The sequence below is a fragment of the Psychrobacillus sp. genome, from assembly GCF_032154225.1.
Taxonomy (GTDB): domain Bacteria; phylum Bacillota; class Bacilli; order Bacillales_A; family Planococcaceae; genus Psychrobacillus.
Genome location: NZ_JALDYF010000028.1, coordinates 1 through 22,920, shown reverse-complemented (window position 1 = coordinate 22,920; position 22,920 = coordinate 1). Strand labels below are relative to the sequence as shown.

21 protein-coding genes are annotated in these 22,920 nt (G+C 36.4%); 15 read left to right on the top strand and 6 right to left on the bottom strand.

Going from position 1 to position 22,920, the window contains the following annotated elements; genetic code table 11:
• Positions 1 to 47: 47 nt before the first annotated feature.
• Genes RUH95_RS20310 through RUH95_RS20300 form a run of 3 tightly spaced genes read right to left on the bottom strand, consistent with a single transcriptional unit; the run spans position 48 to position 1,846 of the window.
• Complete coding sequence (locus RUH95_RS20310) at positions 48 to 896, bottom strand: RluA family pseudouridine synthase (protein WP_313894734.1); 849 nt, start codon at positions 894 to 896, stop codon at positions 48 to 50.
• 51 nt (positions 897 to 947) lie between these two features.
• Entirely contained in the window at positions 948 to 1,418 is a 471-nt protein-coding gene (locus tag RUH95_RS20305) for a thioredoxin family protein (protein ID WP_313894733.1), read from the bottom strand.
• A 2-nt stretch (positions 1,419 to 1,420) separates the two neighbouring features.
• On the bottom strand, positions 1,421 to 1,846 hold the full coding sequence (locus tag RUH95_RS20300) for a disulfide oxidoreductase (RefSeq protein ID WP_313894732.1): 426 nt from the start codon (positions 1,844 to 1,846) through the stop codon (positions 1,421 to 1,423).
• A 128-nt stretch (positions 1,847 to 1,974) separates the two neighbouring features.
• Between RUH95_RS20300 and RUH95_RS20295 the strand changes: the two genes are divergently transcribed.
• The 8 genes from RUH95_RS20295 (at position 1,975) to RUH95_RS20260 (ending at position 10,034) form a co-directional block, all read left to right on the top strand.
• The gene (locus RUH95_RS20295; protein ID WP_313894731.1) at positions 1,975 to 3,516 is read left to right on the top strand and encodes a GNAT family N-acetyltransferase; all 1,542 of its coding nucleotides are present in this window, start codon (positions 1,975 to 1,977) and stop codon (positions 3,514 to 3,516) included.
• An 18-nt stretch (positions 3,517 to 3,534) separates the two neighbouring features.
• The gene (locus RUH95_RS20290) at positions 3,535 to 5,256 is read left to right on the top strand and encodes a phospho-sugar mutase (protein WP_313894730.1); all 1,722 of its coding nucleotides are present in this window, start codon (positions 3,535 to 3,537) and stop codon (positions 5,254 to 5,256) included.
• Positions 5,257 to 5,419: 163 nt separating this feature from the next.
• Positions 5,420 to 5,866 carry a LytTR family DNA-binding domain-containing protein gene (locus tag RUH95_RS20285; RefSeq protein WP_313894729.1) on the top strand — a complete coding sequence of 149 codons (447 nt, stop codon included), beginning with the start codon at positions 5,420 to 5,422 and terminating at the stop codon, positions 5,864 to 5,866.
• A 2-nt stretch (positions 5,867 to 5,868) separates the two neighbouring features.
• Positions 5,869 to 6,294, top strand: coding sequence for a DUF3021 family protein (locus RUH95_RS20280; protein WP_313894728.1), 426 nt, complete (start codon positions 5,869 to 5,871; stop codon positions 6,292 to 6,294).
• A complete protein-coding gene (locus tag RUH95_RS20275) occupies positions 6,294 to 7,220 on the top strand; it encodes an ABC transporter ATP-binding protein (protein ID WP_313894746.1) in 927 nt (308 codons plus the stop codon). Before RUH95_RS20280 ends, RUH95_RS20275 begins: the two co-directional genes overlap by 1 nt.
• 17 nt (positions 7,221 to 7,237) lie before the next feature.
• Entirely contained in the window at positions 7,238 to 8,092 is an 855-nt protein-coding gene (locus tag RUH95_RS20270; protein WP_313894727.1) for an ABC transporter permease, read from the top strand.
• Between the two features lie 161 nt (positions 8,093 to 8,253).
• Positions 8,254 to 9,369 (top strand): GAF domain-containing sensor histidine kinase, encoded by a 1,116-nt coding sequence (locus RUH95_RS20265; protein ID WP_313894726.1) that lies wholly within the window; start codon positions 8,254 to 8,256, stop codon positions 9,367 to 9,369.
• An 11-nt stretch (positions 9,370 to 9,380) separates the two neighbouring features.
• Positions 9,381 to 10,034, top strand: a complete 654-nt coding sequence (locus RUH95_RS20260; protein ID WP_313894745.1) for a response regulator transcription factor — start codon at positions 9,381 to 9,383, stop codon at positions 10,032 to 10,034.
• A 72-nt stretch (positions 10,035 to 10,106) separates the two neighbouring features.
• On the opposite strand, the gene RUH95_RS20255 is transcribed toward RUH95_RS20260, so the two are convergent.
• Positions 10,107 to 11,024 carry a cation diffusion facilitator family transporter gene (locus RUH95_RS20255; protein WP_313894725.1) on the bottom strand — a complete coding sequence of 306 codons (918 nt, stop codon included), beginning with the start codon at positions 11,022 to 11,024 and terminating at the stop codon, positions 10,107 to 10,109.
• A 72-nt stretch (positions 11,025 to 11,096) separates the two neighbouring features.
• The gene (locus tag RUH95_RS20250) at positions 11,097 to 12,419 is read right to left on the bottom strand and encodes a hemolysin family protein (RefSeq protein ID WP_313894724.1); all 1,323 of its coding nucleotides are present in this window, start codon (positions 12,417 to 12,419) and stop codon (positions 11,097 to 11,099) included.
• Positions 12,420 to 12,645: 226 nt separating this feature from the next.
• On the opposite strand from RUH95_RS20250, the gene chrA reads away from it, so the two are divergent.
• The 4 genes from chrA (at position 12,646) to RUH95_RS20230 (ending at position 19,633) form a co-directional block, all read left to right on the top strand.
• The gene (gene chrA / locus RUH95_RS20245) at positions 12,646 to 13,803 is read left to right on the top strand and encodes a chromate efflux transporter (protein WP_313894723.1); all 1,158 of its coding nucleotides are present in this window, start codon (positions 12,646 to 12,648) and stop codon (positions 13,801 to 13,803) included.
• A 390-nt stretch (positions 13,804 to 14,193) separates the two neighbouring features.
• A complete protein-coding gene (locus RUH95_RS20240; RefSeq protein WP_313894722.1) occupies positions 14,194 to 15,936 on the top strand; it encodes an ABC transporter ATP-binding protein in 1,743 nt (580 codons plus the stop codon).
• Positions 15,933 to 17,672: an ABC transporter ATP-binding protein gene (locus RUH95_RS20235; protein WP_313894721.1), complete on the top strand. Its 1,740-nt coding sequence runs from the start codon at positions 15,933 to 15,935 to the stop codon at positions 17,670 to 17,672. Before RUH95_RS20240 ends, RUH95_RS20235 begins: the two co-directional genes overlap by 4 nt.
• Before the next feature lie 704 nt (positions 17,673 to 18,376).
• Entirely contained in the window at positions 18,377 to 19,633 is a 1,257-nt protein-coding gene (locus RUH95_RS20230) for an MFS transporter (protein ID WP_313894720.1), read from the top strand.
• A 776-nt stretch (positions 19,634 to 20,409) separates the two neighbouring features.
• Here RUH95_RS20230 and RUH95_RS20225 read toward each other — a convergent pair.
• Positions 20,410 to 20,613: a YheE family protein gene (locus RUH95_RS20225; RefSeq protein ID WP_313894719.1), complete on the bottom strand. Its 204-nt coding sequence runs from the start codon at positions 20,611 to 20,613 to the stop codon at positions 20,410 to 20,412.
• A 72-nt stretch (positions 20,614 to 20,685) separates the two neighbouring features.
• Between RUH95_RS20225 and RUH95_RS20220 the strand changes: the two genes are divergently transcribed.
• The 3 genes from RUH95_RS20220 (at position 20,686) to RUH95_RS20210 (ending at position 22,685) form a co-directional block, all read left to right on the top strand.
• Positions 20,686 to 21,075 carry a ferritin-like domain-containing protein gene (locus tag RUH95_RS20220; RefSeq protein ID WP_313894718.1) on the top strand — a complete coding sequence of 130 codons (390 nt, stop codon included), beginning with the start codon at positions 20,686 to 20,688 and terminating at the stop codon, positions 21,073 to 21,075.
• Positions 21,076 to 21,152: 77 nt separating this feature from the next.
• On the top strand, positions 21,153 to 22,295 hold the full coding sequence (locus RUH95_RS20215; RefSeq protein WP_313894717.1) for a DUF445 domain-containing protein: 1,143 nt from the start codon (positions 21,153 to 21,155) through the stop codon (positions 22,293 to 22,295).
• Between the two features lie 42 nt (positions 22,296 to 22,337).
• Positions 22,338 to 22,685 carry a YlbF/YmcA family competence regulator gene (locus RUH95_RS20210; protein WP_313894716.1) on the top strand — a complete coding sequence of 116 codons (348 nt, stop codon included), beginning with the start codon at positions 22,338 to 22,340 and terminating at the stop codon, positions 22,683 to 22,685.
• Positions 22,686 to 22,920 lie beyond the last annotated feature (235 nt).

Here is a 22,920-nt window from a genome sequence, read left to right as displayed (position 1 = left end):
AAAAAAAGCGGACTGCCCATGAGTGAAGGGAAGTCCGCTTTTCTATCTTATCTTTTATCTTCTACGACAATTTGCTCGCCCGTAATTGGGTGAATGAATTGTACTTTAAATGCATGTAATTCATACGTATGAGTTGGCGTTCTTCTAGCTCCGTATAATTCATCTCCAACAATTGGATGCCCTAAATAAGCAAAATGTACACGGATTTGATGTGTACGTCCTGTTTCCAAAATAGCATGCATTTTCGTAAATGCTTCATCTCTGCCGACTACTTCATAATGTGTAATAGCCTGCTGTCCAGAAGGAGACACTACTTTTTTAGATGAATGGTGTCGGTCATTGCCAATTGCAGCACGAATAGTACCGTGGTTGTTTTTTACTTGTCCTTCGACAATTGCTTCATACGTGCGAACAATTTCTTTATTTTCAAGCATACGATCTAGCATATTTTTTACAATCGGATTTTTTGCAATGACGATTAATCCTTTTGTTCCTTCGTCGATGCGGTGAACATGCTCTGCATAATTTTGTCCTTTTGCAGCTAAATAATTTAAAACAAAGTTTATCAATGTGTGATTTTGCCCAACTTCATTTGGATGTGTCGTAACACCACGTGGTTTAGATGCGATTAATAAATACTCATCTTCATATGCAACATATAAAGGGATTTGATCGGAAGTAAGATAGTTGGATGCATCGCCTTCCCATGTGAAAACTAACACATCTCCTTTGCGATTAGGTAATTTCCATTGTAATAGTTCGCCAGTTGAATCACTTACCGCTTTTTGCATGCGTAAATCGTGAATCAGTTTTTTTCCAAGTTTCCATTTTTGTTGAAGAAGTTCGTCAATAGTTAGCCCATCTTCTGGAACCGTATAAGTGAATGAATGTATCATAGATGATTCTCCTTAAAAAGAGATCATGCCCATTAGACATGACCTCTCTAATTATTTTAAAATAACTTGGTCAAAAAATATTTGAATGCCTTCGTTAGGGACGGCACCTTCCATTCTTTGTACTTCTTTTCCATCTTTAAAATAGATCAATGTTGGTGTAGCTTCGATACCAAATTTATTCCAACCTTGATCAAACTCAAGTATATTGTATTTCACAATATCTATGTCGTTTTTTTCTGCAAGTGGTGTTAATCTTGGTGTCATTTCTTTACAGTGAACACATTCAGGGCTAAAGAAATAGGCAGCAACAGGCTCACCCGATTTAATTTTAGCATCTAAGTCATCTGGAAGGATAATGTTTTGGTAGTTCGGATCTTTAATTAGATCGATAGTAGATTGTTTTAGATTTGTAGTACCGTAAGGATTTCCTTCTAATACATCTTTGTTTTTTTGATTATTTAGTACAAGAATTAATGCGAATACCGCGATAATAATACCGCCGAATAGTGCTAACTTTTTCATGATTATTTGTCCTCCTTGCCACTTTTCAAGATCATTACACTAGTGATTGCAATTAAAATAAACGCAATTAGTGCTAAAAATGGGATAGTTATAAATCCAAAGTAATTTACGTACTCACCTGTACAGGCAACTCGTCCACAAGCTGGAGCCGACTCTTGCATAAAGTCTATTTTTTGAATGCTATAATGATACGCAGATATGCAACCTCCGATAATGGAGAAGACAAGTGAAGTAACTGCAATTTTTACATTTTTTTGGACATATGCAACCCCTACAATTAACACGATTGGGTACATAAGTATACGTTGATACCAGCATAATTCACAAGGCTCATATTGCCTAATTTCAGAAAAGTATAGGGAGCCAAGCGTTGCTGTGAATGCGACTGTCCACATAAATAATAGTAGATTTTCGATTTTTTTTGTCATAAGTTTCTCCTTTAAACACTTTAAACTCAATTCAAAGTATAAAGGTTATTGGAAAGCATGTAAAATATTTTATCTACAAGCGAAAGAGTTATATAATGAATAGGAATGACCAGTGGAGGAGTGATTATATGTCTGAAGAGTTCGATTTATCGCAATTTGAAAAAAGTATGATTATAAGACAAACAACTTTTACCGATATTGAGTCTATTTTAGAAATTCAACGCCTTTGTTTTCCGGGGATGGACCCTTGGGAATTGGCACATTTACGTAGCCATTTAACGATATTTCCAGAAGGCCAATTAGTAGCAGAATTAGATGGGAAAGTGATTGGATCATGTTCCAGTTTAATCATTAACTTTGATGAATATGATGACCGTCATTCATGGTCGGATGTGACGGATTCTGGTTATATTACGAATCATAATCCCGATGGCTATAATTTATACGGAATTGAAGTAATGGTTCATCCTGAATATAGAAGAATGAAAGTCGGACAACGTTTGTATGAAGGTAGAAAAGACGTTGCAAGACAGTTTAATTTGAAATCTATTATTATTGGTGGGCGAATTCCAAACTATCATAAACATGCAGTGGAAATGTCTCCGAGAGAGTACGTAACAGCTGTTTCGCGTCATAAAATATATGATCCTGTATTAACATTTCAGTTGATGAATGGATTTATATTAATGCGTATTAATCCAAACTATTTACCGGATGATAAAGCATCTGCGAAATATGCAACATTAATGGAATGGAATAATGTAGACTATATTCCACTTTCGAAACGGCATTTTAAAACGAGTTATCCAGTTCGAATTTGTGCTGTTCAATATATGATGCGGAAAATTAGTTCATTTGAAGAATTTGCACACCAATGTGAGTATTTTGTTGATGTAGCTTCAGATGCACAATCCGATTTTGTTGTGTTTCCAGAAATTTTTACAACACAATTAATGTCCTTTTTAAATGAGCCATCTCCAAGTCAATCTGTACGGAAACTAACAGAATTTACACCACAATATATGGAGTTATTTTCAGATTTAGCGGTACGATACAATATTAATATCATTGGTGGATCTCATTTCGTTGAAGAGGAAAATGAAGAAATTTATAATATTGCGTACTTATTTCATCGAGATGGTTCGATTGATAAACAATATAAAATTCATATTACACCGAATGAGCGTAAATGGTGGGGCATTAGTGCAGGAGATTCCGTACAAGTATTTGATACAGATTGCGGGAAAATCGCTATTCAAATATGTTATGACATCGAATTTCCGGAACTTGCTCGTATTGCGACTGATATGGGAGCGAATATTATTTTTACACCATTTTGTACAGAAGATCGACAAGGTTACTTACGAGTGAGATATTGTGCACAAGCTCGTGCCGTTGAAAATCAAATTTACACAGTTATTTCAGGTACTGTTGGAAATTTACCTCAAGCAGAAAATATGGATATTCAATATGCTCAATCGGCAATTTTTGCCCCATCTGATTTTGAATTTGCACGTGATGGAATAGTCGGAGAAACAGAACCTAATGTAGAAATGGTATTAATCGGAGATGTTGATTTGGAAATTTTAAGACGTCAACGTCAAGATGGTACGGTGAAGCACTTAAAAGATCGTCGCCATGATGTATATGATATTAACTATAAAAAATAAGAATTGGAGCACTATTACATGTCATATAAGCAGTTATTGGATGAATGGAATAACTTCTCTGAACTAGATTCTGTCTGGAAAGAAGATTTACACCTTTTATTGACAGATGAAAAGAGAGCCGAAGATGCGTTTTACCGTGATCTAGAATTTGGCACGGGTGGAATGCGTGGAGAAATAGGAGCAGGAACAAATCGTATAAATACGTATACAATACGGAAAGCAACGTTTGGGCTGTCGGCTTATATAAAAGCTGCTGGGACAGAAGCAATGAGCCGAGGAGTAGTCATTGCTTATGATAGTCGTAGATTTTCTCCAGAATTCGCACAAGAAGCAGCTAATACACTAGCAGCAAATGGCATTAAAGCTTATGTATATAAGGAACCTAGAACAACGCCGCAATTATCCTTTTCGATACGTGAACTGAATGCATTTATGGGGTTAGTTATAACGGCGAGCCATAATCCTCCTGAATATAATGGATACAAAGTTTACGGAGAAGACGGAGCGCAACTAAATTTAAAAGATGCAGATGAAGTAATTAAATATGTTCAAGAAGCTGGTAATGCACTTCAAATCAAGCTAGGAGATATTAACGAACGGGCGATTACGTATCTCGGGGAAGAAATGGACAAAGTGTATATCGAGCAATTAAAAACGGTACAAGAAAATACAGAATTAGCTGAAACTACGGATCTAAAAGTTGTGTTTTCTCCATTACACGGGGCATCTGGTCAAACGGTGAAACGTATTTTAAGTGAAGCAGGATACAAACATATTTATTATGTAGCTGAACAAATGGAGCCAAACGGAGAATTTCCAACATTGAAATCTCCTAACCCAGAAGAGCATAGTGCTTATGAGTATGCGATTCAATACGGAGAGAAAAATGATGCAGATATTTTAGTTGCAGTAGATCCTGATGGTGACCGTGTTGGGTTAGCAGTTCAAACTGAAAATGGTTATAAACTATTAACTGGCAATCAAACAGGTGCTATTTTAATCGAGTATTTATTAACACAAAGAAAAGCAAAAGGTGGAATACCTGCAAATGGTCGAGTATTTAAGACAATTGTTACTTCTGATTTAGGAAGAGTCATTGCAGAATATCACGGAGCAAGTACGGAAAATGTGCTAACTGGCTTTAAATTCATCGGCGAAAAAATAAAACAATATGAACAGACGAAGGAATATGAGTTTTTATTTGGCTATGAAGAAAGCTATGGTTATTTAATAAAAGACTTTGCTCGTGATAAAGATGCAGTACAAAGCGTGTTAGCTTTAGTAGAAGCAGCGGCTTACTATAAAAAGCTAGGAATGACTTTAGTAGACGTTCTACACTCATTATATGAAAGACATGGTTATTATTTAGAAGGACTTGTGTCTGTAACGAAAAAAGGAGTAAGTGGTGCAAATGCGATTAAAAACTTGCTTGGTCATATTCGCGTTAATAAGTTGACTGAAGTGGCTGGCATAGCAGTGCATTCGCAAGAAGATTATTTAACTTCTTTACGCACATTTACAGATGGGCGAAAGGCCGAACAGATTTTATTGCCACAATCGAATGTATTGAAATATTTTCTTGCGGACGGTTCATGGGTGTGCGTAAGACCAAGTGGAACGGAGCCGAAGATTAAATATTATTTCGGTGTTACAAGCGGGTCTGAAGTAGAAAGTATTGATAAGTTAGAAGCGTTGAAAGTAGCGTTTACGAATGTGATGAATACGTATTTAGAAGAATAATAGAGTATGGGGAATGTCATCAGAAAGATGATATTCCTTTTTTTTGAGGAAACACTTACTATCATATATAAACCACTTATACTTTAAAATTTACCACTTACTAGAGGAGTGGGAAATATCAAGAAATCGTATGTTACAGTATGGACAGTGGAGGGAGGCATCTATGAAAATCCAGTTAATCATTGATGAAAAATTTCAGGAAACGGAAATTTTCATTCATGCAAAGGAATATAACGAGCAAATTGAACAACTGATGAAACAGCTACAAGTGACACAAACAACAGTTATTGATGGTTATTTACAACAGGAAATTCATATGCTCAAAATCCAAGATATTTATTTTATTTATGCAGAGGGAGCGAAGGTGTACTTACAGACGACGGAGCATGAATTTGAATCTAAACGCAAGTTGTATGAATTAGAAACGATATTGTCCCATGATTTTGTTCGGGTGAGTAAATCTACGCTCGTTAATATCGATAAAATCACCTCGATTAAAATGGGCAGGATTGGTTCGACCGAGCTCGTTTTAGAGGATGAATCATCTGTTCATGTAAGTCGCAAATATTTAAAAGAATTGAAAAGCCGTTTAGGCATTGGGAGGGATTAAATATGATAACAATCCTACGTTTCGCTATTATCGGATTACTCATTTCGTTAAGTTCATCCTACACGTTAATGACAATTGATGTTTTAACCACACCAGGAATTATCGTAACTGGCGAAGATTTGCTAAAACAATTGATAATTGCTGCTATTTTGGGCGTTGCCATCGGTTTGATCTCAGTCATTTTTGAAACGGATTACTTTAGTTTTACATTTCAGCTATTCATTCATTTGGTTACCGTTATAACATGCGTATTCATTGCAGGTTACTTTGGAGGATGGTATGACGTTACGAACAAAATGACCTTAGTGAGCTTACTGATTTCAGTCATAATTATATATATCATTAGCTGGGGAATTATTTTACTTGTAATGAAACGGGTCATTGGAGAAATTAATCACGCCATTCAAAAGAGGAGAAAGGGATTGTGATGATAAACACTACTATTGAAGTACAAAACTTACGGAAATCATATGGAAGTGTTGAGGCAGTAAAGGGAATTTCCTTTCAAGTACAAAAAGGAGAACTTTTTGCCTTTCTAGGCACAAATGGAGCAGGGAAGTCTACTACGATTGAAATCCTATGTACGCTAATAAAAAAATCGAGTGGAACGGTCGAAATTAACAACTTCACTTTGGATGAAAAAGAGAATAACGCGTTCATTCGTCAATCAATTGGTGTAGTATTCCAGCAAAGCTTACTGGATCAACGGCTTACTGTCTACGAAAATATTATGCATCGAGGTCGTACTTATGGTTTGAAGAAAAAGAATCTCGCTGACAACTATACATTTGTTTCAGAATACTTACAATTAGAAGATATTCAAGATAAAAAGTATGGAACATTATCAGGCGGCCAAAAGCGTCGTGCGGACATTGCGCGTGCCCTTATTCATAAGCCGCAAATCCTATTTTTAGATGAACCGACGACAGGTCTAGATCCACAAGTTCGACAATTTGTTTGGAAGGCTATTAAGAAACTACAGCAGGATATGAATATGACTGTTTTTTTGACCACACATTATATGGAGGAAGCTGCGGTTGCCAATCAAGTTGTTGTATTAAAAAGTGGAGAAATAGTTGCAAAAGGTACACCAGATGAATTGAAAACAATTTATGCATATGATCAAGTGAAATTAGTATTTAAAAACAATGTAGATGGCGAAAAGTGGCTACGGGAAATGGATTTGTCCTTTGTAGAGAAAATGTCCATTTATACAATCAAGGTAAAGGCTACGACAGAGGCGCTTGCACTGTTAAAAGATGTAGAGCCATTATTAGAGTCTTTCGAAGTGATTAAAGGTACGATGGATGACGTATTTATTCGTATTATGGAAGATGGGGGTGCATTGGTATAAACGCGCTTCTTAGTTTAGTGAACCGGAATAATAAAATGTTTCGCCGTGACAAAACACTTGTCTTTTTCTCACTATTATCGATTTTCATTGTCATTATCCTGTATACAGTATTTTTACAAAAAATGCAAATAGATGCTATTAAGCAAGTAACGGTAGCGACACCTGAAATGATAAAGATGGTCAATGAATGGCTAGTAGCTGGATTACTGTCTATGATAGCTGTGACAACGACGCTCGGTGCTTTTAGTATTACTATTCAAGATATGGAAAGTAAGGTGACAGCTGATTTTTTAACAGCACCAATTTCTAGGTCTATTATTCAATTCAGCTATGTAATAAATGCTTTCATTATTGGTATCGTATTTTCATTTGTTGCACTAATTGGCTGCGAAATCTATCTAGTAGCAACAGGTGGTGAGTGGTTAAGTTTAGAAGCATTATTAAAAGTAATAGGCATTTTGCTATTATCTGTATCGCTTGCAAGTATATTTAATTTATTTCTTATTCAATTCGTAAAATCACAAAATGCTTTTTCAACGCTTAGTACAATCGTTGGCACAGTGATCGGTTTCTTATGTGGTGTGTATGTTCCGCTCGGCGTTCTACCAGTATTTGCTCAAAACCTGATTATGTATTTTCCTATTAGTCATACAACGGTTCTTTTACGTGAAGCGATTATGCATGATTCATTGCAAAACGTGTTCCAGGGCATTCCAGTCGAACAAATAGATGCCTACAAGCTGAATTTCGGTGTCATGTACGAGTTGAATGGTCATATTGTAAGCAGCTCGGTAAGCATTGCTATTATTATATTAACAATGTTAGTTCTTTCATTTGTATCGATTGGTATATTTAAGCGTAGCAATCGTTAATCTTTAATGGGAAATAGTGACTTCTTCTATGAGTTGGTTTTGTAGAAAGAAGACACTATTTTTTTTATTTCAGTCAAAAGTATGATGACTTGTTTTTACAGCATGTCCAGAATAAATGATAAGATGGAATATAAGAGAATTACATACATGGAGGAGTTTACATGCAGTCAAATGAACTCTCAAATATTGGATTATTAAAAGAGATTGCTGAGTTTCTTAATGAGGAAACAGAAATGGAGCAAATGCTACAAGGGGCATTACGAAAATTATTAGAAGGCACCATTTTTGAAACAGGTTGGATTTTTTTTATTGATAAAAAAGGAAGGCAAGAGCTGATTGTTCACGAAAATTTGCCTAATGCATTAGAGGAAAATGACTGCCGACATCTACAAAAAGGTGGATGTTGGTGCGTTTCACGATTTCGAAATGGTGAGTTAAAAAAAGCATCTAATATTATTGAATGTAAACGAATTGAAAATGCTCGCAGGGCAGAAAATGAAGATAACGCCGGTATTACGCATCATGCGACGGTTCCGTTACAATCTGGACACGAACGATTTGGCCTTTTGAATGTAGCAACGCCGAATACGATTCGTTTTTCAGAAGGGGAACTTGCGCTTCTGGAATCGGTTGCTTTTCAAATTGGTTCTGCTGTGAAGCGGATATTATTAACGAAACAGGAGCAGCAGGTTGCATTAGTACAGGAACGTAATAGACTTGCGAGAGATTTACATGATTCTGTAAATCAGCTGTTGTTTTCGGTTACATTAACTGCACGCGGTGGTATGGAAATGAAAGAGCAGCCAGAGATTAGAAATACATTTAAAGAAATTCAATATTTAACGCAAGAAGCTTTAACGGAAATGCGTGCGCTTATTTGGCAACTTCGTCCGAAAGGTTTGGAAAGTGGCATTATGGAAGGGCTAAAAGGGTACGGGGAAATGTTAGGGCTCGGCATTCAAGTGAATGTAAAAGGCGTTATCAATTTACCTGCAAGTATGGAGGAAACTTTGTTTAGGATTGCTCAAGAAGCACTGAATAATGTGCGAAAACATGCCGGAGTTTTGAATGCTGAACTATATTTGACGGTAACGTCTACGGATATTTTATTAGTTATAAAAGATGAAGGTCGTGGCTTTCAGTTGGATGATTCGAAGAAATTACCTTCGATGGGATTGCAAAGTATGAAAGATAGGGTAAATTCAGTCGGTGGAACAATCGATTGGGTTAGCGGGTTGAATAAAGGAACGGAAATATTAGTCCGTTTACCGTATTAGGAGGGGTATGTATTATACGAGTATTAATAGCAGATGATCATCATGTAGTCAGAAGAGGATTAATGTTCTTTTTGAAGACGCAAAAGGATATGGATATTGTAGGGGAAGCAACAAATGGAATAGAAGCAGTTGAAATGACGAAAACGCTAAAACCTGATGTTGTGTTAATGGATTTGGTGATGCCAGAAATGGATGGTATTCAAGCGACAAAGCGTATAAAAACAAAGTTTCCACAGATTCAAGTGCTAATGCTTACGAGCTTTTCGGATCGAGACCATGTGATACCTGCATTAAAAGCAGGAGCGGCAGGATATCAATTAAAAGATATTGAGCCAGATGATTTGGCTGAAGCTATACGAAAATTAATGCGCGGGGAAAACACTTTACATCCAGATGCGACTACTCAGTTAGAGAAAGAAAAAAACGAATTAGTCGAGATGAGACCGCATGAAGAGCATCCTTTAACACCAAGAGAGCAAGATGTTTTGTCTGAGTTAACAAAAGGAAAGAGCAATAAGGAAATTGCTTCTTCGTTGTTTGTGACAGAAAAAACAGTAAAGACGCATATATCGAATATTTTTACAAAGCTGCAAGTTCAAGACCGAACACAAGCTGCATTATATGCAGTGAAGCATGGTCTTACAGAGCCAAGCGGACAATATTGAAAACGGTGCCTTCCATATGTGAAGGGCACCGTTTTTTATTTTATTAGGGAAGATGTGGGAATCGGTCGAATATCACTCATAATCGGTAGAATGCTGTTTGAAATCGGTAGAATCCTCATCTCCATCTGTATGCGGTTCGATATGAACATGAACGACAGAGAAAGGCTTCACTTTCATAATTTTTTGTTCAATTTCTTCTGTTATGCGATGGCTATCGATTACATTCAATAGTGGATCCACAGTTACAGTTAAATCTACAAACATTAAATTACCATGCATTCTTGCTTTGAAATCTTTTAGTGTTTTGACACTTTGAATGTGTCGAACGACTGTAGATAGAGATTCTGCTTCGTCTATATTAAATCCGTCAGATAGAGTAAATGCTGCGTCGTGGAAAATAGTATAAGCAGTGTACATGATAATAATACCTACGATAAATGCAGTAATACCATCTAAAATCGGAAACCCAAGAACGGAACCTAAAATACCAACAGTCGCGCCAAGACTTACTAATGCATCGGAACGATTATCATACGCAGCGGCTTTTACTGCCGCACTATTAATGCGTGTGCCTAATTTTAAATTGTATTTATAAACAATATACATAACAACAGCACTTATGGAAGCGACAACGGCTGTTAAAATAGACGGAGTTTCCTGAGCAGGGGAAGCTATATGCTTAACCGCTTGAATAATTACTTGAATGCCGATTGCAGCCATTATGAATGCTGCAACTAATGAGGCAATTGTCTCCGCACGTAAATGACCATATTGATGATGATCGTCTGGTGGCTTTTGTGAAATCCGTAGTCCGATTAATATTGCAATCGAAGCAATAATATCTGTGAAGTTGTTGAGTCCGTCTGCTTTTAGGGCTTCGGAAGAACCAAGAAAACCAGCACTAAGTTTAAATACAGTTAATAACAGATAAACCCCAATACTTATTAAAGCTCCTTTTTCCCCTTCACGTAAATTTGTATATAGCTCCACTTTGTTTCCCCATTTCAACATTTCTTTGCATACGAAAACGACTCCTGTTTAGGGAGTCGTTTCAAGTCATTATTATTCTGCTAACAATTCTTCTTTTTCAATCGTTATAATTGTGGGTACTTTTACTATTTCAAGATAAAGGATGTGATGACCATCTATATCTTTGACCATAAATTCGAAGCCTTGTTCTACTATTTTTTCGCCTTTTACTGCGTCGAAGTTTTTAGTCATGACCCAACCACCAATTGTATCGATATCCTCTTCATCAATATCAATACCGAGTAAGTCATTTACGTTTTCGATTAGCATTTTAGCGTCCAAAATATAATGGTTTTCACCAAGTTTCTGAACTTCTGGAAGCTCGTCAGTATCGAATTCATCACGGATATCTCCAACGATTTCTTCAATAATATCTTCTATAGTCACGAGTCCTGATGTACCACCATATTCGTCCATTAAAATGGCCATATGAATACGTTCGCGCTGGATTTTAAGTAGCAAATCACCAATAGGCATCGTTTCAATTACACGAATGACAGGTTGCATATAGTCACTCACTGGAGTAGTAGCATTTTCAGGGTTTTTAATGTAAGCCGTTAATAGGTTTTTCATATTCACAAGACCAATAATATGATCTTTGTCCCCATCCGTGACAGGGTAACGTGTATATTGTTCTACGCCTATTAACTCGAATACTTCATTTAACGTAAAATTTTTATCGATTGAAATAATTTCAGTTCGTGGAACCATAATTTCTTTTGCAATACGATCATCAAATTCAAAAATTTTATTTACGTATTTATATTCAGCTTGGTTAATTTCTCCACCTTTTAAACTGTCCGAAAGAATCATACGAAGCTCTTCTTCTGAATGGGCAACTTCTGATTCAGAAACTAATTTTAAACCAAAAACACGCACAGCTAGGAAACGTGCAGAACCATTCATACCTCTAATGATTGGATACATTAGACGGTCAAACATAATAAGTGGTTTAGCAATAGCTAATGTTACTTGTTCTGCTTTTTGTATAGCTAAGGTTTTTGGTGTTAATTCTCCTACTACTACATGTATAAATGTTACAAGGGAAAATGCAATGATAAATGAAAGTACGGAGGAAACACTCTCCGGAAGGGCAAAATACTCAAATGCTGGATGTAATAATACCTCAACTGTCGGTTCACCGAGCCACCCTAAACCTAACGCAGTGATCGTAATACCGAGCTGACATGCAGATAAATACTCATCCAGATTAGAAACGAGCTTTTTCGCATCTATCGCTTTTTTGTTTCCTTCAGCAATAAGCTGATCAATTCTTGTCGATCTTACTTTTACAATTGCAAATTCACTCGCAACGAAAAATGCAGTGAATGCGATTAAGACAGCAAAAGCTGTCAATCGTATGGCTATGTCCAAATAATTACTTTGTTCCTAACCCAAATGAGGGGTAAAACAAAGTGTACACCTCCTGTTTTCTTAAAAATGATTTCTTATAATTAATAATAAAATAATTTAATGCAAAATACAAATCATTCTACTTATATCCGATGAAATTTAACATAAACTTATAACTTTTATATAGAAGTTTATAGGATAATAGAAGAATAGATTGGAGGGGAAGTAAATGAAAAATAAATATATTGAAATATGGAAAGCTTCAACAAAGCTTGGACTCACATCATTTGGAGGTCCTTCCGCACATATCGGCTATTTTCGAGAAGAGTATGTGCAAAAGCGCAAATGGCTAGATGATAAGTTGTATGCTGACATTGTTGCACTATGTCAGTTTTTACCTGGTCCTGCATCCTCCCAAGTAGGAATATCAATTGGCTTACTTAGAGGGGGAATATTAGGAGGAATCATTTCTTGGATAGGTTTTACATTACCATCCGTCCTAATTTTAATGCTCTTTGCAACACTTGTGACATCTACTGGATCATTCGATAGTGGATGGATTCAAGGTTTAAAAATAGTAGCGGTTGCTGTCGTAGCTCATGCATTATTAGGTATGCAAAAATCACTAGCACCAGACCGTATAAGAATTTTTATTGCAGTAGCGTGTGCTATTTTAACATTACTTATTCCAACTGCAATTGGGCAAATTGGTATTATCATTTTGTCTGGATTATTTGGTTATTTTTATTATAGAAAAGAAACGATTGAACCCGCGGCTAAAATTACTCTTTCTTTTGGTAAAAAGACAGGCATTATTAGCTGGATATTATTTTTTGGATTACTTACGTTGTTACCAATTTTTAAGCCATTTATACAATCTGCGTATTATTCACTTTTTGATACATATTATCGTGTTGGTTCCATTGTATTTGGTGGGGGCCATGTTGTATTGCCCATGTTACAAAGAGAAGTGGATGTTTCGCCAGATGTATTTCTTGCTGGATATGGAGCGGCTCAAGCAGTACCAGGACCACTTTTTACGTTAGCAGGATATTTAGGGCAAGTTACAGACGGGATTTCGGGAGCAATGATTGCAGTTTTTGCCATGTTTCTTCCTTCCTTTTTACTTGTTATTGGAACGCTGCCTTTTTGGTCCGTTATTCGCTCTAAAAAAGGAATTCAAGCTGCTTTAAAAGGAGTCAATGCAGCAGTGGTAGGTATACTTCTTGCAGCTTTATATGATCCTGTGTTTACGAGTGCAGTAAAGGCTCCTATGGATTTTGTTATCGTGCTCATTACATTTACTTTATTAGTCGTATATAAATGGGCACCGATTAAAGTTGTATTAGTAAGTGCATTACTAGGGGCAATTGTTCATATTATTTAATTAATCTCTTTTTTCAAAAAGTATTGACAATGGAAAATTCTATATGCTAATCTTAAGGGACACTAAATAAAAAGGAAATGGAGGTATGAAAAATGGTTCGTTTAAAAGTTACTACAAACAATTTAATATGTTTTTCATACTTGCCATCAGACGACATTTGATTTATTTTTAGATATCATGGAAACATGACTATTATCTATTAATAGAGCACATTACCGTAATACTGGTAATGTGCTTTTTTGTGTCTGTATATTTCCAAATTTTAGTAAAACAAAGAGAGGGGTGTTGAATATGATTATTCAACGAACAAAGCAAATTTTATTAAAGGAATCACTTGAAGGTGACTAGTGAGTGTAGTTCAAGTGAATGAAGAAATGAGGAGATTAAACAATGTTTTCAGTTTTATTTAAGTTGAAATGGTTTTTTAAAGATCATTGGAAGCGTTATACGGTTGCGGTTGGATTGCTTATTATAGCAAGTGCTTTCGAAGTTTTACCACCATGGTTAGTCGGGCAATCAATCGACTTAATCACAATGGGGAAAATGACACCTGAATTATTAATGCAGTATCTTGTCTATTTTGTTGGAATTATTATTATTGGGTATATATTGAACTTTGTTTGGCAGTATCAATTATTTGGTGGTTCTATTTCCATCGAACGTATTTTACGTACAAAGTTAAATCGTAAATTTTTAAATATGACACCGACGTTTTATGAAAAAAATCGTACGGGTGATTTAATGGCTCGTGCAACAAATGATTTAAATGCGGTAGCAACCACTGCCGGTTTTGGCATTATGACTTTAGTCGATTCTACTATGTATATGGCTGCTTTAATCATTGCAATGGGAACGATTATTTCATGGAAGCTTACGTTAGTTGCCATTTTACCAATACCGATTTTAGCATTTATCATGCAATATTTAGGAAAAATCATTCATGAAAAATATATGATTGCACAAGATTCGTTCGGTGATTTAAATGACCGTGTGTTGGAATCGATTGCTGGTGTCCGTGTTATTCGTGCGTATGTCCAAGAGCGAGCAGACGAGAAAAAGTTTGCGGATATGAGTGAAGAAGTGTATCAAAAAAATATGGTTGTAGAGCGAATTGATGCATTATTTGGCCCTATTACAAAAGTAGGAACTGGCATTAGTTATGTTATTGCTTTAGGTTACGGTGCTTATTTAGTATCACGTGGCGAAATGACTGTAGGAAATTTAATAACTTTTAATGTGTATTTAGGGATGGCGGTTTGGCCAATGTTTGCAATTGGTGAATTGATCAATGTAATGCAACGTGGAAATGCATCCTTGGATCGAGTACAAGAAACTTTAAGCTATGAACAAGATGTAAAAGATCCGACTGCCCCAGTGCAATTAAAAGAAGCAACCTCTATAGGATTTGAAGAAGTAGGATTCCAGTATCCATTGTCACAAGTGAAAAATCTTCAAAATATCCGAGTGAACTTGCAAAAAGGGCAAACACTTGGAATCGTTGGGAAAACTGGTTCAGGAAAAACAACCTTTATGAAGCAATTATTAAAGGAATATCCGATTGGAACTGGTCAGCTTACGATTGGAGATATAGCTATTTCTGAGCAGACGAAGGATCAGGTTTTAGAATGGATTGGATATGTTCCACAAGATCATGTTTTATTTTCTAGAACGATCCGTCAAAATATTCTTTTTGGAAAAGAGGATGCGACAGAGGAAGAGCTGGAAGAGGCGATTCGCTTAGCGCATTTCCAACAAGATTTAATGAATTTACCGATGGGGCTTCAAACTTTGGTTGGAGAAAAAGGTGTTTCTTTATCTGGTGGTCAAAAACAACGCGTATCGATTGCTAGAGCACTTATTAAAAACCCAGAAATATTACTATTAGATGATTCGCTATCTGCAGTAGATGCAAAAACAGAGGCGAAGATTATTGAAAATATACAAAATGAACGTAGTGGTAAGACAACAATTATTACGACGCATCGATTGTCAGGCATTCAACATGCAGATCATATTATTGTGTTAGATGAAGGGCTGATGGTGGAAGAAGGTACACATGAGGAACTTCTTGAACAAAATGGATGGTATAAAGAGCAATTCGATCGTCAGCAGCTTGAGGGGGTGTCGTCATGAGTACAGGGAAACGACTCTACCATTATGCGTTATTTTATAAACAACCGATTATCCTTGGTTTAATCTTTTTAACAATTGCAGTAATGGCCGATTTAACAGGACCTTTTATTGCCAAAAGAATTATTGATGAGCATATTACGGCTGGTTCTATTGATATTAAGCCAATCACAATGCTTTTACTTCTATTTTTTGGTTTAACGATTGTAACGGCGATTTTTAGATATTTTATGTTTATTTATCTGCAAATTGGTGCAAACCGAGTGGTGCAAAAACTAAGAAATGATGTGTTTCAACATATACAAACGCTGCCGATTCAATACTTTGATAATTTACCGGCAGGTAAAGTAGTGGCTCGTGTAACGAATGATACGGAAGCAATCCGAAATTTATACGTGCAAGTTTTATCTCAGTTTGCGACAAGTATCATTTCAATTATCGGAGTGTATGTAGCACTTTTCATCTTAAATGTGAAAATGGCTGCAATGGCATTATTCGTTATTCCAATTGTGTATGTTTGGATGATTGGGTATCGAAAATATGCTTCAAAATATAATCATGTTGTTCGAACAAAAATTGCTGATTTAAATGCAATGTTGAATGAATCCATTCAAGGGATTTCCATTATTCAAGCATTTAAAAGAGAAAAGCAAATGGAACGTGAATTTGAAGAAATGAATGAAGAACATTATCGCTATCAGAAAAAGTTACTTATACTGGATTCGGCGACTTCATTCAACTTAGTTACTGTGTTGCGTATAATCATGTTTATGTTATTTATTTGGTACTTTGGAAATCAATCAATGGAACCAAATACGATCATTTCAGCTGGTATGCTGTATGCATTCGTTGACTATACGACAAGATTATTTAACCCAATTACAGGAATTGTAAATCAATTTTCACAGCTAGAAAGATCGCTTGTTGCTGGTAGTCGTGTATTCAAATTATTAGATGAGCAAGGGGAAAAAGTAAAAGATCAGCGAATTGATCGTTATGAAGGAAATGTGGAGTTCCAAAATGTTTCCTTTGCTTACAAAGAAAACGATTATGTCTTGAAAAATTTAAATTTTGTAGCGAATAAAGGAGAAACGGTTGCACTTGTTGGACATACAGGATCGGGGAAAAGCTCGATTATGAATTTGTTATTCCGTTTCTATGATCCTTCCAAAGGAAAGATTTTAATAGATGGTACGGATATTACAACAGTGCCGAGGCAAACAATTCGTGATCATATGGGAATCGTTTTACAAGATCCATATTTGTTTTCAGGAACAATTGAATCGAATGTAAGTTTAAGTGATCCAAGTATTTCACGCGAAAAAGTGGAAGCAGCTTTAGAAGCAGTTGGTGGAGAGCGAGTGTTGAAAAACCTTGAAAAAGGTTTGGATGAACCTGTTATTGAAAAAGGAAGTACATTATCTTCTGGTCAAAGGCAGCTAGTTTCATTCGCAAGAGCACTGGCATTCGATCCAGCCATCCTTATTTTGGATGAGGCAACTTCGAATATTGATACAGAAACAGAGGAAATTATCCAGCATGCAATGGATGTGTTGAAAAAAGGTCGAACTACTTTTATCATTGCACATCGGCTTTCTACTATTAAGAATGCCGATCGAATTTTAGTATTAGATCGTGGAGAAATTGTGGAAAGTGGCACACATGATGAACTTTTGCTATTGCAGGGGCGTTATGAACAAATGTATAAGTTACAAGCAGGAGTATCTCAGCACGCGTAAAACGTGCGGGGATATTCCCTTTTTTTTTGAGAGAAAATATAGAGTGGATTCCGTTCCGAGCGGACGCTTCCGGCGAGCACGGCTTCAATCTCCTCGTCGCAAAGGCGCTCCTGGGGGCTTTCAACTCACGCTATTCCCGCCCGAGTCGCCACTTTTCACTACATCCAACTTCCTTAAGGAAGTTTCTATGCGTTTATCTCAGAAAGTAGTTAGCCTATATATTGCGTAAAACTTTTCCTACTTGTTAAAAATATGCAGCCCGTGTTCATATGTAGCAAGTATCCTTTTCTCTCCTCGGGGTGGATGAAAATACAGAAGTGTTCCTTTTCTAAAAAACTGCAAAAAGCCGCCAAAATTGCATCTTTGGCGGCCAGCTTACTAGATAGAATGAGCTTGCTTCTTCTATTGCCAAAAGTATTTAACTACTTGGCACTGAAGTTTCTGGCGAGCGGAAGGGGAACAGTTGCCATACGATGACCGACGAAAAAGCTTGTTCGAAGCGGCGCAGCCACTTCCAACAAACATTAAAAAATTTACCATTCATCGTATAGCCCATGTGAAGCTTAGAGCGAGCGGGAAACTGCGTCACTAAGATGTTTTGTCTTGGGCATTTTTTGCCCAGTTATTCTTATTTCTAGTGTTGCAGTTTGATATGGAAAGTTTTATATTTAGAGAGACGAAATAAAAAACGAAAGAGGCCTTTTATGATAAGTTGGCTGCAAGATTGGAAAACAAAAATAAGTTCATTTAATCGAAATATTCGTTTGTTTATGCTTGCAAATATTCTCATTCAAATAGGAATGGGCGTCTTTTCGGTTATGTACAATTTATATATAAAGGAATTAGGATTTCCAGAAACAGTGAATGGTAAGGTTATTTCGATGACCTCGCTTGCGACAGCTATCATGCTAATTCCAGCAGGTTTTTTAAGCGACCGTTTTGGACGGAAGTGGATTATTGTTATCGGAACAATTATAACAGCGCTTACTCTTTTTTATCGAAGTGTTTTTGTCGGTGAGCAGTCTTTAATATATGCAGCATTTTTTACCGGGCTTTTTATGGCGCTCGTACAAGTTTCTGGTGTACCATTTCTAGCGGAAAATTCGAGGTCTAGTGAACGAATGCATTTGTTTAGCATTCACTTCTCACTTGTAACAATTGCAGGAGTTGTCGGAAGTCTTGGAGGAGGCATATTTGTAGATGCATTACATGTATATACAGGGATGTCAATTCTAGATTCACTTAAATGGGTGTTGGTTTTTGGCGCGATTATTTTCGCCTTAGGTATTTTTCCTTTATTAAAATTAAAATCTGCTGAGAAAGTAGAGGAGCAGGAAAAAGCTACTGATACACACAAAAAAGAATTACCAAGTAGTTTTAAGCGCAATATTAAGATTATTATTTTGTTTGGTGTTGCAAACTTACTTATTGGAACAGGATCGGGGCTTGTTATTCCTTACTTAAATTTATATTTTTCGAATCGATTTGATGCTTCTAATGCGTTTATTGGATTAATACTTTCTTTGGGCTCTGCAATGACTGCAGTCGCAATGCTTGTAGGTCCTGCACTTGTGAAAAAAGTAGGTAAAGTTCGAGCACTCGTTATATTTCAATTGCTTTCAATTCCGTTTTTGTTTATAACTGGATTCACGACTTCATTAGCAATTGCGTCGACTGGATTTTTGCTCAGGCAGGCTCTAATGAATGCTGGAAATCCGATACAAAGTGCTATTGCGATGGATGTTGTACATGACAAATATAAAGGGTTGGCAAATTCGGTCAATCAAATGGTATTTAATCTTGGATGGGCAGCAATGGGGCCAGTGTCGGCGGGACTTGTTATGATGTACGGGTCATATTGGGGTTATGCTATTACATTTTCGATTACAGGTACTTTATATATTATTGCCTCTACGTATTTTTATATTTTATTTGGGAGAAAAAAAATGGGGACGGTTTAAGAAAAAACGGCAAAAAGTTCTCCAGTACTTTAAAGGAAAAAACATCATAGCGACGCAGTTTCGGCTCGCTCTAGGCTTCCATTGGGCTATACGATGAACAGAAAAATTTAGCTTGTTGGAAGTGGCTATGCCATTCCAACAAGCTTTTTAGTCGGTCATCGTATGGCAACTGTTCGCCTTCCGCTCGCCAGAAACTTCAGTACCAAGTAGTTAAAAACTTTTGGGAATAGGAGAAGCAAGCCTCATTCTATATTCTTTGATGGCCGCCAAATATACAATTTTGGCGGCTCTTTGTAGTTTTTTACAAAATGGCACTTCTACATGTTGAAGCATAGTGTAGTGTGAGAAAGAGTATTTGCTACATAATAAAATGGGTTTTCCCTTTTGAACAAGAAAGGATGGGATGACAAATTATTCTCTTTCTCAACAGATTCGATTCGCAGTTTACTTTCTAAAAATAGAGAAGTGAGTGCATTACAGATACACTAGTTTAGAAAGAAAATATCTACATTCTTTTAAGTTAGATGGATATAGTGAAAAGTAGCGACTCCAGCGGGAATAGCGTTAGTCGAAGAATCCACAGCGAAGCGAAACTTAGTTTTGTGACGAGTAACCGCAGGAGCACAGGAGGCTGAGGCAACGCCAGCGTCCACTTGAAACGAAATCCACTCCATCCTTTCTTACATTTAAGATTTCCTAAATCCAGTGTTCATAGTATATTTTCATATACTTTCTTTTAAACGAAAACGCAGAGGAATAAAACCCTCTACGCTTTTTTAGTCGTATACATGAAATAACATAAGCTCATGAATCATTTTCTTAACAGCTTCTTCATCGACAGGAGTTTCACCAATCCATTTAATCGTTCCGTCTGCTTCGTATTCTCCTGTGTACCTAGCTTGCTTATAGAAGAAAGAAACGGTCCAGCCAGGTAATTGTTTGTTTTCATAGAGTGATTTGAAGCTAAAATGTTGTAGCATAAATACCAACCTTTCATTTACCATACTATTTTCGCATACACTAGTGAAAAGGACTAGTGAAGGGGAGATAATTTGTTTATTGAGCAGTTACACAAAGCAATACAGCAAGAATATGCATCTTATTTTTACTATAAATCTATGTATGAATTAACAGATGATCCATATTGGCAGGACTTTATCGAGCATGTTTATGAGGATGAAAAAAGTCATTATGAAATGTTTCAACAACTTTATTATATGCTGACTGGGACATATGTTCAAAACTTAACGAAGCCAGAGCCTTGTCAAGATTTAAAACAATGTGCAAAAATTGCGCTGAAAGAAGAATTGGCAGCTACTGAGTTGTATAAAGAAATGCTACTTCAAATACCAATTCAACAAGCGTATGCCCCTTTGTTTATCGCGATGCATGATGAAATGGAACATGCCATTCGCTTTTCAACGATATATAATGCACTGTAAGACTGTTTGTTATTATTTTAGTGTTTTCTTTTCCTCTGTTATAATAGATAAGAAGTTAGAGGAAAAAGGTGAAATAGATGGATTTAATATGGATGTTAGTTTTTATGGGAATAGTTGGGGCAGCGATAGGGGCAGTTACGAATCATTTAGCTATTAAAATGCTTTTTAGACCACATGAAGCAAAATATATAGGATCTTGGCGTGTTCCATTCACACCGGGGTTAATTCCTAAAAGAAGAGATGAGCTTGCTAAACAATTAGGAAATACAGTAATTCAGCATTTATTAACACCAGATATTTTTAAAAGAAAGTATTTCAATGCTGAAATGGAAGAAAAGACTACTAAGTTTGTCGTTCAGCAATTAAATGACAAAATATTTCTATCTGAAAAAACGATTGCAGATTGGCTAAAACTTGGTGGAATAGAAAATATTTCAGCTATTGCAAATGAAAAAATGGGTGAGCAAATAGATTTTCAGTTCAATCGATTGAAATCGAGATTTGAAAATGAAACGATTCGCCATCTCGCACCAGTGGATTGGCAAGAGAAAGCAGATAGTAAAGTAGGGGAAATCGTTTCTTATATCCTTCTAAAAGGAGAAGACTTTTTTGAGTCGGATGAAGGAAAAATGACGGTCAAAAATTTGATCGATGATTTCTTATCAACAAAAGGGACCCTTGGGAACATGATTCAAATGTTCGTTGGTGAATCTTCTTCTCTTGCAGGAAAAGTACAGCCCGAAATTTTGAAGTTTTTAAGAGCAACTGGCACGAAAACGATGTTGGAAAACATTGTACGAAATGAGTGGGAAAAGCTTAAAGATAGACCAGTTGTGGAAATGTTAGACGGGTTCGATTTTGAACCAGTTGTAGAAAATATAAAGTTGTATTTGACGCAGCAAGTGGCAATCGAAGAGCGTTTGAACAAAACACTTATACATTATTTCCCGGACGTAACGGAATGGACAGAAACGAAGCTTGTGCCAAAAGTGGCATCTTTTGCATTTAAGGAAGCAGAGAACAAACTGGAAGAAGTATTGCGCAAAATGAAATTAGAAGATATGGTTAAAGAGCAAGTAGACTCATTTCCTGTAGAACGCTTAGAAGAAATTGTTCTTGGAATATCGAAGCGTGAGTTTAAAATGATCACGATATTAGGCGGTTTCCTTGGAGGTCTCATTGGAGTTGTACAAGGATTAATCGTATTTTTAATTAATTGATAAGAGTCTATGCGACATAAATTAATAAAAAAGGAGCAATACATGATGATTAATATTTATGATGACATTAACAAATTAGAGGCAACTTTTCGCCAAACAGAAGAGTTTGCTAACGTAAAGGCTGCTGTTCAATTAGTGAAGGAAGATGAAGGAGCATTAGCGTTGTTCCAAAGCTTCCGTAAAATTCAAATGTCGCTTCAAGAAAAACAAATGACAGGTGAAGAAATTTCTGGTGAAGAGTTAGAGTACGCACAAAAAACGGCTCAGCTTGCGCAAGGAAATGAGAAGATTTTCGCAATGCTTCAAGCAGAAATGACTTTAAGTCAAATGATTGAAGAAGTAAATCGTGTTCTAATTAAACCAATACAAGAATTATATGAAGGTATTTAATCGACAAAAAAAGATCTCCTAATGGGGATCTTTTTTTGAATTCGTACTCTGGACTCTAGGTAAAGTGCGTCGTTTCCGCAGGCGTTGCCTCAGCCGCTTCCTTCGCATGCCCTCAGTCCAGGGTCTTCCACTAACACTTTTCCCGCTGGAGTCGCCAGCCCTTTCGCTTCAATCTAATGGAGAATGCTCCTGCGGTTACTCGTCGCAAAAAAGAATGCTCCTGCGGTTACTCGTC